Source organism: Paraburkholderia ultramafica, from assembly GCF_902859915.1.
GTDB classification, from domain to species: domain Bacteria; phylum Pseudomonadota; class Gammaproteobacteria; order Burkholderiales; family Burkholderiaceae; genus Paraburkholderia; species Paraburkholderia ultramafica.
Map to the genome: position 1 here is coordinate 65,430 of NZ_CADIKK010000002.1, position 15,862 is coordinate 81,291.

Annotated in this window: 14 protein-coding genes and 2 pseudogenes; 6 read left to right on the forward strand and 10 right to left on the reverse strand. The window is 62.2% G+C overall.

Going from position 1 to position 15,862, the window contains the following annotated elements; all coding sequences use genetic code 11:
* Positions 1-386 precede the first annotated feature (386 nt).
* Positions 387-1,097, reverse strand: a complete 711-nt coding sequence (locus HV744_RS02325; protein WP_175147953.1) for a FadR/GntR family transcriptional regulator — start codon at positions 1,095-1,097, stop codon at positions 387-389.
* Between the two features lie 522 nt (positions 1,098-1,619).
* On the opposite strand from HV744_RS02325, the gene HV744_RS02330 reads away from it, so the two are divergent.
* Entirely contained in the window at positions 1,620-2,303 is a 684-nt protein-coding gene (locus HV744_RS02330; RefSeq protein WP_175147954.1) for an MFS transporter, read from the forward strand.
* A 133-nt stretch (positions 2,304-2,436) separates the two neighbouring features.
* A complete protein-coding gene (gudD, locus tag HV744_RS02335; protein WP_175147955.1) occupies positions 2,437-3,786 on the forward strand; it encodes a glucarate dehydratase in 1,350 nt (449 codons plus the stop codon).
* A gap of 103 nt (positions 3,787-3,889) precedes the next feature.
* Here gudD and HV744_RS02340 read toward each other — a convergent pair whose 3' ends face one another.
* On the reverse strand, positions 3,890-5,398 hold the full coding sequence (locus HV744_RS02340; protein WP_175147956.1) for an MFS transporter: 1,509 nt from the start codon (positions 5,396-5,398) through the stop codon (positions 3,890-3,892).
* A gap of 740 nt (positions 5,399-6,138) precedes the next feature.
* Here HV744_RS02340 and HV744_RS02345 point away from each other — a divergent pair.
* Positions 6,139-6,846, forward strand: a complete 708-nt coding sequence (locus HV744_RS02345; RefSeq protein WP_175147957.1) for a dienelactone hydrolase family protein — start codon at positions 6,139-6,141, stop codon at positions 6,844-6,846.
* A 200-nt stretch (positions 6,847-7,046) separates the two neighbouring features.
* On the opposite strand, the pseudogene HV744_RS02350 reads toward HV744_RS02345, so the two are convergent.
* Positions 7,047-7,794 (reverse strand): annotated as a pseudogene (locus HV744_RS02350) (SDR family NAD(P)-dependent oxidoreductase).
* 81 nt (positions 7,795-7,875) lie between these two features.
* Positions 7,876-8,763 (reverse strand): alpha/beta fold hydrolase, encoded by an 888-nt coding sequence (locus tag HV744_RS02355; RefSeq protein WP_175147958.1) that lies wholly within the window; start codon positions 8,761-8,763, stop codon positions 7,876-7,878.
* Positions 8,764-8,955: 192 nt separating this feature from the next.
* Here HV744_RS02355 and HV744_RS37065 point away from each other — a divergent pair.
* The 3 genes and pseudogenes from HV744_RS37065 to HV744_RS02365 all read left to right on the forward strand — a co-directional run.
* A pseudogene (locus HV744_RS37065) lies at positions 8,956-9,076 on the forward strand (LysR family transcriptional regulator); the annotation flags it as partial.
* Positions 9,077-9,303: 227 nt separating this feature from the next.
* Complete coding sequence (locus HV744_RS02360) at positions 9,304-10,308, forward strand: helix-turn-helix domain-containing protein (protein WP_175147959.1); 1,005 nt, start codon at positions 9,304-9,306, stop codon at positions 10,306-10,308.
* 228 nt (positions 10,309-10,536) lie between these two features.
* Positions 10,537-11,778 carry a Zn-dependent hydrolase gene (locus HV744_RS02365; protein ID WP_175147960.1) on the forward strand — a complete coding sequence of 414 codons (1,242 nt, stop codon included), beginning with the start codon at positions 10,537-10,539 and terminating at the stop codon, positions 11,776-11,778.
* A gap of 67 nt (positions 11,779-11,845) precedes the next feature.
* On the opposite strand, the gene HV744_RS02370 is transcribed toward HV744_RS02365, so the two are convergent.
* The 6 genes from HV744_RS02370 to HV744_RS02395 form a co-directional block, all read right to left on the reverse strand.
* Entirely contained in the window at positions 11,846-12,151 is a 306-nt protein-coding gene (locus HV744_RS02370; RefSeq protein WP_175147961.1) for a panthothenate synthetase, read from the reverse strand.
* 47 nt (positions 12,152-12,198) lie between these two features.
* A complete protein-coding gene (arsH, locus tag HV744_RS02375) occupies positions 12,199-12,951 on the reverse strand; it encodes an arsenical resistance protein ArsH (protein WP_175147962.1) in 753 nt (250 codons plus the stop codon).
* The gene (gene arsC / locus HV744_RS02380) at positions 12,951-13,373 is read right to left on the reverse strand and encodes an arsenate reductase (glutaredoxin) (protein WP_175147963.1); all 423 of its coding nucleotides are present in this window, start codon (positions 13,371-13,373) and stop codon (positions 12,951-12,953) included. Before arsC ends, arsH begins: the two co-directional genes overlap by 1 nt.
* Positions 13,370-14,455, reverse strand: coding sequence for an ACR3 family arsenite efflux transporter (arsB, locus tag HV744_RS02385; RefSeq protein WP_175147964.1), 1,086 nt, complete (start codon positions 14,453-14,455; stop codon positions 13,370-13,372). The genes arsC and arsB overlap by 4 nt, the downstream gene beginning before the upstream one ends.
* Entirely contained in the window at positions 14,452-14,778 is a 327-nt protein-coding gene (locus HV744_RS02390) for an ArsR/SmtB family transcription factor (RefSeq protein ID WP_175147965.1), read from the reverse strand. Before HV744_RS02390 ends, arsB begins: the two co-directional genes overlap by 4 nt.
* Before the next feature lie 174 nt (positions 14,779-14,952).
* Complete coding sequence (locus HV744_RS02395; protein WP_246278915.1) at positions 14,953-15,567, reverse strand: methylated-DNA--[protein]-cysteine S-methyltransferase; 615 nt, start codon at positions 15,565-15,567, stop codon at positions 14,953-14,955.
* Positions 15,568-15,862 lie beyond the last annotated feature (295 nt).

Sequence of the window (15,862 nt, forward strand, 5' to 3'; positions counted from 1 at the left end):
CTTGTCGCTCCTTAGGTGGCGTGCTGCTTGCCTTATCCTTCGTTTCAAGCGGTGGCATTGATGATCGAAAACCGCTGTCCTTGACGGCCTCGATCTGGAAATCGAAATGACGGCGGCAATCCCTGCGCGCCCCGCTGATTGAATCACCGAACCCGTGCAGGGGTCAATCGCGTCTGACGCGCTCGCGTGGGCATTGCCTTTGTGAATCCGATGCGCGTTCGCCGAGCGTTTCAACAGCACGATGAAGCAACAGGTCATTCATGCTCGCGTCTTCGGAAGCGACATGGGCGAGCACGCGCGTTCAGTGAGTTGCGGTGAATTCGAGCAAATATTCGCGCCGATTGCACACACGAGCGATTTCAAATGCAGGCAGCTGCGGCTAGCCGTCAACCGCCCGCTTTACTCAACTCGTGCGCACGCCGCAACCGTTCGCGGCTGTTGCTCAGATGCATGCGCATCGCCGCACGCGCATCGTCGGCGTCCCGCCGTTCGATCGCGCGATAAATCATCTGGTGCTCGCCGAGCACGTTGCGCAGATGCTCGATATGGTCGAGTTCCGCGATCTCGGCGGAACCGAGCCGCGTGCGCGGGCTCACCGCGCGGCCGAGCTGGCTGAGCACGTCGAAGAAATAGCGATTACCGCTTGCGCGCGCGATCTGCAGATGGAACTCGATGTCGTGCGCGAGCGTATCGGTGCTGCCGCGTTCAAGTTCGGACTCGAAGCGCTCCAACGCCGCGCGAATCTGCTTGAGGTTCTGCTCGGTGCGTCGTGTGGCGGCGAGCGCGGCTGCGGCGGCTTCGACGTCGATACGAAATTCGATGATGGCCATCACGTCCAGCATGCTGGACAGGTCGGCGGCGGCCAGCTGCATTGGCTTTTCGGCGGCGGGCGCGAGCACGAATGTGCCGATGCCGTGACGCGTCTCGACCACGTTAGCCGCTTGCAGGCGCGAAATTGCCTCGCGAACCACGGAGCGGCTCACGGAAAGCTGCTTCATCATCGCGACTTCGGTGGGAATGCGGTCCCCCGGCCTCAGAGCGCCGCGGCGAATTTCATCGGAAAGGGTGGCCACCACCTTCTCAGTTAGGCTGCTCATTTTTGTGGCTTGTTGACTAATCGGCTGGAATGCAGAAGTTCGCGCGTGAGTGACGGTGTCGGGCGGATTGGGCCGGCCATCATAGCGCCGGTCGGCATCGGGAGCGTTCCCATGGCCGGATTTCCCGGAAAGTATCGCACAGGACTTTACTCGATTCTCGCGCGTTCGACGGCGCTCGCTCCGGCTATTTTGCCAGCGGTTATAAACGTGCGATGCCGGTGGGGTTGAGAAAGTTGGCGCGTTGATATGGACCGCTGCGCTTCTTCCCAAGGATGGTTTGCAGGCGGGTGTCATGGCAGTTGCTCTTAAGTGCGTTTCCAAATGAAGTTCAAGTCATCCGACGTCCTAGCTCAATTGGGTCCAGCCTCGGCGGAGCGGTCGCTTAGTCCCGTAATCGCCATATAAACAAGGGATATTACAGGGTAAACACCCGATTGGAATCCATCAATAGACGGAGGTAAACTGTCATCAGACAACATATCACACGTTAGGCCGCCGGCGTGGCCGATACTGGAGGCAACTTTGACATCCGCTCTCACCCCCGCACTCGACCCGCTGGATTCGGCGGTTTCGAAGGTCAAGCGGCACGTGTTGCCGCTCTTTCTGATCATGTTCATCGCGAACTACGTCGACCGTGTGAACATCGGCTTCGTCAATTCGCACATGCAGACGGACCTGGGCATCGGCGCTGCGGCTTACGGCCTCGGCAGCGGGTTGTTCTTTATCGGCTATGCGCTGTTCGAAGTGCCGTCGAACGTGTTGATGCAGAAGTACGGCGCGCGCGCGTGGCTTACTCGCATCATGGGCACGTGGGGGCTGGTCGCGGCGGCGGTGGCGCTCGTGATCGCGGCGTGCGGGCTGTTTGCGTCGACGTCGGGCAATCCGGTCATGTCGTTCGTGGCGATCTGCTTTTCGGCGATCGGCTTCAAGGCGGCTTCGTCGCTTTTCTGGCCGATCCCGCAGGGCTACCTCGATGCACGTGTGGCAGCCGGCGTGATCGCGCTGATCAATTCGGTGGGCAACCTCGGCGGCTTCTTCGCGCCGGCCACGTTCGGTTATCTGCAGCAGCACACCGGTTCGATTACCGGCGGTCTGTATGGTCTGGGCGTGGCGTCGCTGCTCGCGGCAGCGGCCGGCTTCCTGACACGCAATCGCCGCAGTGATCGCGCCATGCTGCCCGACCAGTTGCACAGCAAAGCACATTGACTACACTGACGCTCACCGCGCTCAGTCACGAGTCACGCGCTTGCCAGTTTACATCCGGTATCGGTGTCGAACGCGATCGTACGTCGCGATGATTTCCAGCGGCCGGCTTACTTACTCAACGGATCTTATTTCCATGTCCACGAAACCCACTGAATCGAACGCCACGCCGATCGTCACCGAGCTGCGCGTCGTGCCGGTCGCCGGCCGCGACAGCATGTTGTTGAATCTGAGCGGCGCGCATGGTCCGTTCTTCACGCGCAACATCGTCATTCTGCGCGACAGCGCCGGACATACCGGCGTCGGCGAAGTACCGGGCGGCGAGAGCATCCGCAAGACGATCGACGACGCGCGTCCGTTCGTCGTCGGTCAGTCGATCGGCAATTTGCAAGCTATCCTGAACAAAGCGCGCACGCAGTTCGCCGACCGCGACGCCGGCGGCCGCGGCCTGCAAACGTTCGATCTGCGCACCACGATTCACGCGGTGACCGCGCTCGAAGCCGCCCTGCTCGACCTGCTCGGCCAGCACCTGGGTGTGCCGGTCGCGGCCTTGCTCGGCGAAGGCCAGCAGCGCGACGAAGTGGAAATGCTCGGCTATCTGTTCTATATCGGCGATCGCAAGAAGACCGATCTGCCGTACGTGAGCGGCGCCGATGGCCGTGACGACTGGGAGCGGGTCCGCACTGAACAAGCGCTGACGCCTGAAGCCGTCGTGCGGCTGGCCGAGGCCGCGCAGGCGCGCTACGGTTTCAACGACTTCAAGCTCAAGGGCGGCGTGCTGCCCGGCGACGCGGAAATCGAAGCGGTCACCGCGCTCGCCGAACGCTTCCCCAACGCGCGCGTGACGCTCGACCCGAACGGCGCATGGTCGCTGGCGGAAGCGGTGCGCCTGTGCCGCGACCAGCACGACGTGCTCGCTTATGCGGAAGATCCGTGCGGTGCGGAAAACGGCTATTCGGGCCGCGAAGTGATGGCCGAATTCCGCCGCGCGACGGGCCTGCCGACGGCGACCAACATGATCGCCACCGACTGGCGTCAGATGGGTCACGCGATCCAGTTGCAGTCGGTGGATATTCCGCTGGCCGATCCGCATTTCTGGACCATGCAGGGCTCGGTGCGCGTCGCGCAGATGTGCAACGACTGGGGCCTGACGTGGGGCTCGCACTCGAACAATCACTTCGACATTTCGCTGGCGATGTTCACGCACGTGGCGGCCGCGGCGCCGGGCAAGATCACGGCGATCGACACGCACTGGATCTGGCAGGACGGTCAGCGTTTGACGCGCGAGCCGCTGCAAATCGTCGGCGGCAAGGTCAAGGTGCCGCAGGCGGCGGGACTCGGTGTCGAGCTGGATATGGACGAGCTCGAGAAGGCGCATGCGCTGTATCAGCAGCATGGACTGGGCGCACGCGATGACGGTGTGGCGATGCAGTATCTGATTCCGAACTGGAAGTTCGATAACAAGCGCCCGTGTCTGGTGCGCTGAAGCTTTGATGAGGCGGGCGGCGGCGCGGGAGATTGCGCTTGCTCGCCCGTGCTTGACGCCGCTTATGCGAGGGCACCACCTCGAGACGTAGCTGGAGCGCCGATCAACTCCGCCGAAACACCACATGCGAGATCCGTTGCACCAGCAACGCCGCCGCCAGCGACGCAACGGCAGTCAGCCACACGCCGATATGAATCGACTGCACCAGCGCATCGCGTGCGGTATCGATCAACGCCAGCGTATCGAGCCCTGACGATTTCATATCCGCGAAGAGCTTCAACCGCGACGCTTCATCGATCAGAATACGCAGATCGACGAAGCGAGGCCGCCATTGCGACGCGGCCGGTTCGCCGAGCACGCTCATCGTGCGCGTGACGACGTCACGGTAGTGATGCGACACCACGGTCGCGACAATGCTCGTGCCGAGCATGCCGCCCACCATCCGCGTGGACTGCAGCAGCGCGGTCGTGATGCCGAAGCGTTCACGCCCGGCAATCTCCTGCCCGAACACATTCAGATTGTTGAGGATGAAACCGAGGCCGATGCCGATCGCGCCCATAGGCAATACGATCCGCAAGTGCGGCGTAGCGGGATTCGCGAACGTCAGCGCGATCGACGCGAACAGCAGCAGCACGAAGCCGATCGTCAGAATCTGCGTGGGCTTCTTCATGTGAATCACGATGCGCGTGTTCAGCAAGCTGCCGAGCGCGATACAGGCCGCGATCGGCGTCGCGATCAGGCCGGCCTGTTGCGGCGACAAGCCGAAGCCGCCTTGCAGCAACAACGGCGCGAAGAAGATCAGCGAAAACATCACGAAGCCGGACAGCATGCCGAGCGTGAACAGCGTCACGAGCCGCGGATCCTTGAACAGGTCGAGCGGAATGATCGGATGCGTGGCGCGCTTTTCGCACACGAACAACGCGATCGCGCCGGCGATCACGCACACCCCCAATATGACGTTGCCGCTGGTCAGCCCATTCTTCGGCACGGCTTCGATGAAAGTCTGCAAGCCGGCGAGCACCGCGGCGACCAGCGCCGCGCCGAGCCAGTCGATCTTGACCTCGCCTTGCTGCGGACGCCGGAAGCTCGGCAGATGCGCCCAGATGAAATAGAGCGCGGCGGCGCCGACCGGCAGATTGATCAGGAAGGTGGAGCGCCAGCCCCAGTGTTCGCTCATCCAGCCGCCCAGCGACGGCCCGGCGGCCGTGCCGATCCCGTAGGCGGCGGCCAGCACCACTTGCCAGCGCACTCGCGTGCGTGCGTCGGGAAACAGATCCGGTATCGATGCGAACGCGGTGCCGACCATCATCCCGCCGCCGACGCCTTGCAAGCCGCGCGCGATCACCAGAAACAGCATGTCGTTGGCGACGCCGCACAACACCGAGGCCACCGTGAACGTGATCACCGCGGCGATCACGAAACGCTTGCGGCCGAAGTAGTCGCCGAGCCGCCCGAACACCGGCACTGTCACCACCGACGCCAGCAGGTACGCGCTGGCAATCCATGCGAAGTACTCGAAGCCATGCAGTTCGGCGACGATGGAAGGCAACGCGGTGCTGACGACCGTCTGGTCGAGCGCGACCAGCATGTTGACGAGGCCGATGCCGAGCATCGCAAAGAGGGCGTTTCGAAAGGGCAGAGCAGTGGCAGTCGGGTTCACGGAGCTGGCAAAGGGCTGATCAGGGTGGGCGCCGCGCGGCGGGTCGCGGGCCAGGGTCTTGACGACTATGTCTTCTAGTTGTCTGACCTCTTGTCGGGGATTATACGGGTTTTCACTTAGTCAAAACTATTTCTCGCTAGTTCGAAAGAGATCGGCGCATCGTGGGATCGCGCTTTCGCGGCAGCCTACGCGCAGAGAGGCCAGCCGCGCAGCGCGTGCATAGCGTCGGTTGCTGACCAACGCGGGACCATGGACGCGCCGATGGAGGCGATTGAGGCCGGCTCCCGCTATCCCGACCGGGAAAATCAACCGATCTTTGCCGTCACCCGATTGACTCAGTCAACTGGTCGTCGCGCTCTTTACAATCAAATTGGATAATGGCTTCATAAGTGATTCATGAATTGTCCAAAAGTTTGAGTAAAGCTGATTCCCGATCGAATAAATAATTTTTTGGCAAGGAATTGGATGGTTTTATTTCCGCAGCGCTTCCGGAATAAAAAAGGCCGACACAATGTGTCGGCCTAAAGATTCTGGCGTCCGAGGATTGCTTGCCAGAACCTGAGAGACGTTAGCCAGGCGATCTTGCGATGGGCCGGCTGGCCTTTCATCTTGTCAGAGACGCTGCGGGGCTTCGGCAGAACCTGCCGCACTGGCGCTATGCTAGCGGCTTCGTCCACCCCGAGGAGCAACCGATGAAACAGCCAGCAGGATCGATGATCACTTTTAGCCGCCCCGACGGCCAGCAGGTTCAGGGCTATCTCGCGAAGCCGCAGAAACTGGAGGGCGCGCCGGCCATCGTCGTGATTCAGGAGTGGTGGGGCGTGAACGAGCAGATTCGCGGCGTCGCGGACCGGCTTGCGCAGGCCGGCTATCTGGCGCTGGTGCCCGATCTCTACCGCGGCAAAACGACGGTCGAAGAGGAAGAGGCACACCATCTGATGAGCGGACTCGATTTCGGCGATGCGGCCACTCAGGACGTGCGCGGCGCGGTCGACTATCTGAAGCAGCACGCGGCGAAAGTCGCCGTGACCGGCTACTGCATGGGCGGCGCGCTCACCTGGCTCGCGCTGTGCAATATTCCTGACGTGGCGGCCGGCGTGGTGTGGTACGGCTTCCCGCCGCTGGAGTATATCGACGCGTCGAAAATCAAGGTGCCGGTGATCGGTCACTGGGCTTCGCAAGACGAGTTCTTCCCCGCTGAAACGGTCGACGCGCTGGAGAAAAAGCTGACCGAGGCCAACGTCGATGTCGAGTTCCATCGCTATCTGGCGCATCACGCGTTCGCGAATGAAACGGCGGTCGGGCCGGGCCGTATCGCCAAGACGCAGTTCGATCCGGTCTGGTCGCAGCAAGCGTGGGACCGCACGCTGACGTTCTTCGGCCGCACGTTGTGGAAGTGAGCGGCACGCTGGCCGGTCAGGAAGCGGTTCGCCTGGCATGGAAGCGTCGGGACTTCGCCGGTCATTCATGGCGCTCTTGAGGCCGAGCGGCGATGACGCGCTCAATCGTGTCCCTGAATGCTTGCGGTGTGCCGACACGTTGGCGCGGCACACCGGCAAGCCTTCCTTTAAAAACCAGAACGGCAAGAGACGCTTCACGCTCAGAGCTTCGAGCCGCCATCCACATGCAGCGTTTCGCCGGTAATCCAGCGCGCGTCGTCCGACGCCAGAAAGGCCACTGCGCCGCCGATGTCGTCGGGCTGAGCCACGCGTTTCAACGCCTGCATGATTCAACGTGAGTTCGCGTCCCGCGTCGGTCTTCGTGAAGTTCGACATGTCCGTTTCGACGACACCCGGCGCGACCGCATTCACACGGATGCCTCGTTCGCCGAGCGCCGACGCGAAATGCTTGACGAGCGTATCCACGGCGCCTTTGGTGGCCGCATAGGCCGGCAGCGTGCCGACCGCTGCACGCGCCGCGAGCGACGACAGCAGGACCACGCTGCTGCCCTTGCACATCACCGGCAGCAACTGCTGCATGAGAAAGTAAGGCGCGCGCACGTTCACGGCGAACAGATCGTCGAAATCTTCGACGGTCGTTTCCTCGATACTGACCGCTTTCGAAATGCCGGCGTTCGCGACCAGAATGTCGAGGCGCTGACCGACCACCGCGCGTACCTGTTTCGCCAGCGCGTGCGGACCGTCCGCGTTGCGCAGATTCGCGGCGACCTTCTGCGCGTTGCCGCCAGCCGCGCGAATTTCGGCGACCACGGCGTCCGCTTCTTTTTCTCCGCTGCTGTAGTGAACGAGAACCTGCGCGCCCGCTTTGGCGAGTGCGAGGGCGCTGGCGCGGCCGATGCCGCGTGAAGCGCCCGTCACGAGCGCGGTCTTTCCGGTGAGGTTGTTCATGGCGGGACTCCGTTGAGTTGATTGGAATGCCTGTGGGGTAGCGGGCGTTCGTGCGCGTGCTTGCGTGTTTGTTTGCGCAGTTCAGTCGTTGCCGGACAGAAACTGTCCGACGTGTGCGACGAAGCGCTCCGGATACTGATACAGCGAGCCGTGGTTCGCATCGGGGTAAATGATCAACTGCGCATTCGGGATGTGCTGCTGAAGAATCCACGAATTGATCGAGTAGATGATCACGTCGTTGTCGCCGTTGATCACGAGCGTCGGCTGCTTCAGCGCCTTCAGATAGTCGAACGGGTTCTCGCGCGGTGCGCCCCACTTGGCGAGCGCGGCGAGCTGGGCCGGCGCGACCTTGTCGTTGGCTTCGGGATCGCGTCCTTCGGTGCGTAGACGAAAGCGTTGCAGGAACCTGCGGCCGGCGGCCTGGCTCGCGTCAGATGGCGAGAAGTGCACACGCAGCCACAGATGATCCGGTTGCGCGTACGTGGCGCCGAAAATGTCCTGCGCTTCGGGCGTGAGCGAGTCCATCGCTTCGCCGCTGCGCGGGCCGGTGCCGACCAGAATCAGACGGCGCACCAGCTCCGGTTCGGCGAGCGCCAGCGTTTGCGCGATCAGCCCGCCCATCGAAAAGCCCAGCACGTCGACCGTCGTGAGACCGAGCGCCTTGATGAACGCAGCGGCATTGGCCGCCGTCTCTTCGATCGATTCCGGCACTTCGCCGGACGTGCTGGCGATGCCCGCGTTGTTGAACAGGATCACTTCGCGTGTCTGCGCAAGGCCGTCGGTGACGGCCGGATCCCAATGGTCCATCGTGCCGGTGAAGTGGACGTTGAACACGAGCGGCACGCCCCCCGTCTTGCCAAAGCGGCGATACGCGAAGCGGATGCCATTGGCTTCGACGTACTGCGTCGGGACGGTTTGATGAGTATGGCGGGGCGCGGCAACGACGTTCGAATCGATCGGCTGGTTCATTTCCGGTTCCTCTGCGATATAGATGAAAGGCATGGAGCGAGGGCGGGTGTCAGGCCGGGTGGTCTTCGGTCTGTCTTCCGCGTCGCTGCCTGATGGGTAATGTAGTGATGACTTGCGCAAAGGAAAAAGACTTTGTAGGCTGATGGGCATGCCCGTGAGGCATGCCTTGTCGCACGACTCAGCGAGGGGTGCATGGAGCTTCGACATCTACGGTATTTCATGGCGGCCGCCGAAACCGGCAGCCTGACGGTGGCCGGCGCAACGGCGCCTGCATACGTCGCAGCCGTCGCTGAGCCGCCAGATCCGCGATCTTCGCCAGTGCTGAAGCTCTTTCTTTCCAGAGCCGACGAATTGATGGCGCAGGTCGCGTCGCATTCAAGCTGAATCGACGAAGCGCGCACGCTGTTCGTATGCCGCTCGCGCGCGCGGCTATGCTTGCTGCATGACTCTGATCAAGCATGCGACTACCAACGTCCCGCGCGTGAAGTTTTCGCCGTCTGCGGCTATGATGCGCAAATAACGAAACCGGCGGGGAAAACCTTGAAGACCGATTCCGTAGCGACGCACGCAGCCGCCACGGCTTGCGTCTACAGCCACTTTGATACGCACCACGAAACACCACGCGCGCAAGTGCTCGCATGGCGAGACCGTCTGGGTCATTTCCTCGACGTGCCGATCTCGCGCCAGCAACTGGCCGATGGCTTCAACGGCAGTATCGACAGCTACCGCGTTGCCGATCTGACCTTCATGGATTGCCAGACCGATCCGATTTCGCAAACCCGGTCGGTCGCGCGCATTTCCACGGATTCGGTCCGCCAGTTCGTGTTTCATGTGGCCGTCGAAGGCACGATCGAAACCGGCGCGGGTCTTTACCCGAAACGCAAGGCGGTGCAGTCCGAGCCGGGCATTCTCGCGCTCGATATGAACCAGCCGATGCAGATGACACGCAGCGCCTGCCGGGTGCTGGCGTTTTTTCTGCCGCGTGAGTTGGTGGAAACCGTGTTGCCGGAAGCGGAGTCGATTCATGGCCGCGCGATCGAATATCACTCACCGCTCGCCCGGATGATTCCGGCGCATCTTGCCCACCTGTGCAAGACACTGCCCACGATGAGCGCGCCCGATGCGTACGACGCGATGCGCACCTGTGCGATGTTGATTGCGGCGGCCTTCGGCAAGGAGGCCGGGCTGACCGGCAATGCGCGCGCGGCGGCGCGCACCGCGATGTTCGCGACGGCACGCCGCTATATCGACGCGAATCTCGGGCAGATGGATCTCACGCTCGAAAACGTGCTCGCCGCATCGCAACTTTCGCGGCCCACGCTGTACCGGCTGTTCGAGCCCGAGGGCGGGCTGGTCACTTATATTCGCAACCGCCGGTTGCGCGAGGCGGCCGATGAATTGCATCGCTACCCGCACAAAGCGATCGTCGAGGTCGCTTATGGTTTGGGGTTCAATAGCGCGTCGGATTTCAATCGCGCGTTTCGTCGTGCGTATGACATGTCACCGAGCGATTTCCGGGCGCTGACGCTTCGGCAAACGCCTTGAGGTCTCGCTATAACCGGAGTCGATCAGGGCAATGCGCCCGGCTCGACTGACGCTGGCCGATATTAACGGGCCAACCTTATGGCATGCTTAGCCGCCGCATTGAGCGGACGCGTCCTCGCGTCGAGACGTGTAATCTGTCGGCACGCAAGCTCAATCGCTCAATGAACGCGCGTCGGCAACCGAAGCCACGCAGCGTGGGCAATCAATCAAATTAAAGGAGATGAGAACGTGGTGAAGATCGATCCGGAGCGCTTGCTGAGCGACCTCAAACGGCTGCGCAGTTTCGGCGCGACCGGCCCGGGCGTGGTCCGGCTTGCGCTTTCGCCGGTGGATCTGGCGTCGCGCCAGTGGCTCGTCGAACGGATGACGCAGGCGGGACTCGACGCTGGCATCGACGGCATCGGGACTGTGTTCGGGCGTTCGCGCAACCGTGGTCCGGCACTCGTGATCGGTTCTCATACCGATACGCAGCCGACCGGCGGCTGGCTCGATGGCGCGATGGGCGTGATCTACGGACTGGAGATCGTGCGCACGCTGGCGGAAAACGTCGCGACGAAGCATCTGGCGGTGGACGTGGCGTCGTGGATCGATGAAGAGGGCACCTTTTCCGGCTTGCTCGGCAGCCGCAGCTTCGTGGGCGATGCCCTCGACGAGTCGATTCGCGGCGCTACGAATCGGCAAGGCCAGCATCTCGAAGACGTGCTCGAAGCCGCGGGCCTGGCCGCACGGCCGCGTGCACGCTTCGAACCCGGCCGCCAGGTCGCCTATCTCGAGCCGCATATCGAGCAGGGCGGCCGGCTGGAAGCGGCTGGGAAATCCATCGGCGTCGTCACCACGATTGTCGGGCTTCGCGAGTTGCGCTTGCGCTTCACGGGCCAGCGCAACCACGCGGGCACCACGCCGATGGCAATCCGGCGCGACGCCGGCGCGGCGCTGGTCGCCTTTATCGCAACGATGAACGACGCGTTCGCGCAGCTCGCGGATGCCGACACCGTCTGGACCGTGGGCCGCATCGAGCTCGACCCGGGCTCGCTGAGCGTCGTGCCGGGCGCGGCCGACATGTATCTGCAATTCCGCGATGCGAATGCCGCGCGCTTGCAGGCGATGGAAAGCAGACTCGCCGAACTGGTGCGGGACTTCAATGCGCGCAATGGGGTGAGTGCGGAGATGACGACCATTGACGAGCCGATGGAACCGGTGAGCATGCAGTCAGCGCTTGCGGAGCATCTCGCCAGAGCCGCCGAGGCGGTTGCGCCCGGGCAATGGCTTCGCATGCCGAGCGGGGCGGCGCACGACGCGCAGGTCATCGCGCGCTGCATGCCGGCCTGCATGATGTTCGTGCCGAGCATCGGCGGCGTGAGTCACGACTTCATCGAGGATACGGCCGAGGAGCACATCGTCCTCGGCTGCCAGGTCGCGGCCACGGCTGCGGCCGCGATTCTGCAAGACCAGTGGGCGAAGCGGTCGTGACGAGCGTTGGCGTCGCTGATGCAGCCGATGAACCGCCAACGCCGTCACGCGTCTTCCGCCGTACCCGTTATTTCCATTTCGAGCCGAGTTTATCCAGCCCGGCTTTCATCAGGTCTTCCGGCACCATCGCAATGCGCATTTCGCAGTCGGCGTTGAACTTCAGGAACCATGGCTCCGCGAGCGCGGGAATGGCCGACGCATCGTCGATGTTCACTGCGAGCACCGCGCCACGTTTGCCACTCTGCTCGGTGAAGTAGACGGTTTCGGGTTTCGTCTCGTCGAGTATCTTCGCCATCACTTCGCCGATGCTGCCATCGCGCACCATCGTGTTGAACGGTTCGTGCGGTATTTGTATGTTGAGAAGCATGCGCATGTCTTCCTCCTGGTTGATGCCCAACGGGCATCTTAAGGATAGGAGCTTTATGCGTCGCTGTTAGGGTCCATGTCGGCCGATTCATGGTTCATGGCGGCCGCCGCCAAAGTTGCCGCGAGTTCCGGTTGCGCTTCCTTGCGTTCGCTGTAGCGATCGGTCAGATAATCAGAACGGTCGCGCACCAGCAGCGTGAACTTGTACAACTCTTCCATCACGTCGACCACGCGGTCGTAATAGGCTGAAGGTTTCATCCGCCCATCGGCATCGAATTCCTGGTAAGCCTTCGCGACAGATGATTGATTGGGGATCGTCACCATCCGCATCCAGCGGCCCAGCACACGCAACGCGTTGACCGCGTTGAACGACTGCGAACCGCCGCAAACTTGCATCACGGCGAGCGTGCGTCCTTGCGTCGGACGCACGCCGCCGCTTTCGAGCGGCAGCCAGTCGATCTGATTCTTGAAGACGGCCGTCAGCGTGCCGTGCCGTTCCGGGCTGCACCACACCTGTCCTTCCGACCACGCCGATAGTGTGCGCAGTTCGACGACCTTCGGGTGATCGGCGGCAACGCTGTCCGTGAGCGGCAGATCGTGGGGGTCGAAGACCCGCGTGTCAGCGCCGAAATGGCGCAAGATGCGTTCGGCTTCGAGTGTGAGAAGCCGGCTGAACGAAGTGGGACGCAACGATCCGTAGAGCAGCAGGATTCGCGGCGCGTGTTGCGAGACCGTCCGTGGTTCGAGCTTTTGCGGGTCCGGCGTGTGCAAATGTGGGCCGCTGATATTCGGAAGATGTTCCGGCATTAACGGATCCTCCGTCCTGTACTGTCGACCACCTGCTCGCCGTCTTCCTTGGCAAACGCGCGTTGCTGCCCGGCGGGCAGGATATCGAGCACCAGCTCGGACGGCCGGCATAAACGCACGCCGAGCGGCGTGACCACGATCGGGCGATTGATCAGGATAGGGTGGGCGAGCATTGCATCGAGCAATTGCGTATCGGTCAGGGACGCGTTCGCGAGGCCGAGTTCGTCGTACGGCGTGCCTTTTTCGCGCAGCACGGCGCGCACGGTGAGCCCCGCGCGCTCGATCAGACTTTTTAACGTGTCCCGATCGGGCGGATTCTTCAGATACTCGATGACTTCCGGTTCGATGCCTGCATTGCGGAGCATCGCCAGCGTATTGCGCGACGTGCCGCAATCCGGGTTGTGGTAAATGGTGACGCTCATACACGTTGTCCTTTGATGCGGTGTTTTGCCTCGTACCAGTGCTGCGAACGATTGACGACACTGACCACCAGCAGCATGACTGGCACTTCGATCAGCACGCCGACCACGGTGGCCAGCGCCGCGCCCGAATGAAAACCGAACAGACTGATCGCCGTGGCGACCGCCAGCTCGAAGAAGTTGCTCGCGCCGATCAGACTCGACGGACCCGCGACGCAATGCGCGACACTAAGCCGGCGATTGAGCAGATAGGCGAGGCCGGAGTTGAAGAACACCTGGATCAGAATGGGCACCGCGAGCATCGCGATCACGAGCGGCTGTTCAACGATGGCCTGGCCCTGGAACGCGAACAGAAGGACGAGCGTCGCGAGTAGCGCGCTGATCGAAAAAGGCCCGAGACGCGCTATCGCCTGCTGGAGATGCGCGTCGCCTCTGGCCAGCAGGCGCCGGCGCAGCCACTGCGCGAGGATGACTGGAAGCACGATGTACAGGCCGACCGAAACGATCAAGGTGTCCCACGGCACGGTAATCGCGGACAAACCCAGCAGCAGGGCCACGAGCGGCGCGAAGGCGACGATCATGATCGAGTCGTTGAGCGCGACTTGCGACAAGGTGAAATACGGATCGCCCTTGCACAGTTGCGACCAGACGAACACCATCGCCGTGCACGGCGCGGCGGCGAGCAGAATCAGACCGGCGATATAGCTGTCGAGCTGAGCGGCGGAAAGCCATGGCGCGAATACATGCCGGATGAAAATCCAGCCGAGCACCGCCATCGAAAATGGTTTGACGAACCAGTTCACGAATAGCGTGACGCCGATGCCGCGCCATTGGCTTTTCACTTGCGTCATCGCGGCGAAATCGATCTTGACCAGCATCGGAATGATCATTACCCAGATCAGCACGCCGACTGGAAGATTGACCTGCGCGACCTGCATGCGCGCTATGGCCTGAAACAGCCAGGGCAGTACCTGCCCGAACAGTATGCCGCCGACGATGCACAGCGCGACCCATACCGTCAGGTAACGTTCGAAGAAGCCGATCGCGGGCCGCGCGTCGGGAATCGTGGTGTATGTGGTGGTCATTTTTCGCAGCAGCCAGGCAGATTGCTCGCCGCGCACGTCGCGCCGGCGCAGCAGTTTTCCGTCAGGAAGCCGATCAGGCTGGTCATCGCGTCGAAGTTTGCTGTGTAGAAGATGAAACGACCTTCCTGGCGCGACTTGACCAGCTCCGCGTGCGACAGGTCCTTCAAGTGGAAGGACAGGCTCGAAGGGGAGACCCCCAACTGCTGCGCGATTTCACCGGCGGCCATGCCATCCGGCCCGGCGACGATTAGTGAGCGGAAAATCGCGAGCCGCGATTCATGAGCGAGCGCGCCGAGCGCGCGTACCACGAGGTTCGAGTCCATGCCTCGAACCATACGCTATTTGTTTTTATATTTCAAGAAGTGTTGAAATGACGTGACGGCACATGCAATGGTGCTTGCGATGATATGGCCGCATAGACGGGTGTTGCCGTGTCGTGTCACGACGCGTTCAACTCTACCCGGTAATCGCGCGGCAACGGCTTGCCGCGCATCCGGTCAGTTGCCGAACAGCGATGCTTGCGTCCCACGGCTCGGTGCGTGGCGTGCGGGCTTCGCCTGTGCGTTGACCTCGGTTGCCCGCGTCTGAATTGGCGTCTGCGCCCGCGTATCGGCCGCCGCTTCCAGCGAAGTCTGGCCGGCTTCCAGGGACAGCAGAAGCATCTTGTTGGCCAATCCACCAGCAAAACCGGTCAGCTCGCCGGACGCGCCGATCACGCGATGGCACGGCGCGACGATGGAGATCGGATTCCTGCCGTTCGCCGCGCCGACTGCCCGCACCGCGTTGACATTGCCGATCTGCTGCGCGATCTCCGCGTAGCTGCGCGTCTGGCCGAACGGGATCGTCAACAGCGCGTGCCAGACTTTCTTCTGGAAGTCCGTGCCCTGAAAGTCGAGCGTGAGATCGAATTCGTGCCGCGTGCCGGCGAAATACTCGTTTAACTGCCGCTCGGTTTCGATCAGCACGGCACGGTCATTCGCTTCGACCAACTCGCCGAGACGCACCCGGTTCGGCTTGTCGTTCTCCCACAGAATCGCTGCGAGGCGCTCACCGCTGGCTACGAGCTTCAGCTGGCCGACCGGCGAATCCATCAACTTGTATGCGTACGTCACTTTGCTTGCTCCTGACTGGTTGGAGGTACAGAGGCGGACGAGGCCGGTCTGCGAACCCGCGCTGAAAGCGCGCCCATATTCGACAGAGTGAACCTTGTTGTCTGTGGAGACACTCCAGATCTTGCTATCTGATTCGTACTCGTCCTTCATGTTCCAGCAACCATGGCTGGAAAGCGCCCGACCTGTCACTGTACAGTCCTTTTCGATTCCATTCATAAGATGTTGCCGGCTTCGCGGCCCGATTAGACACTCACGTATCCGGATCGATCCGCTCCAACAAAAAGCTTGCAACCGC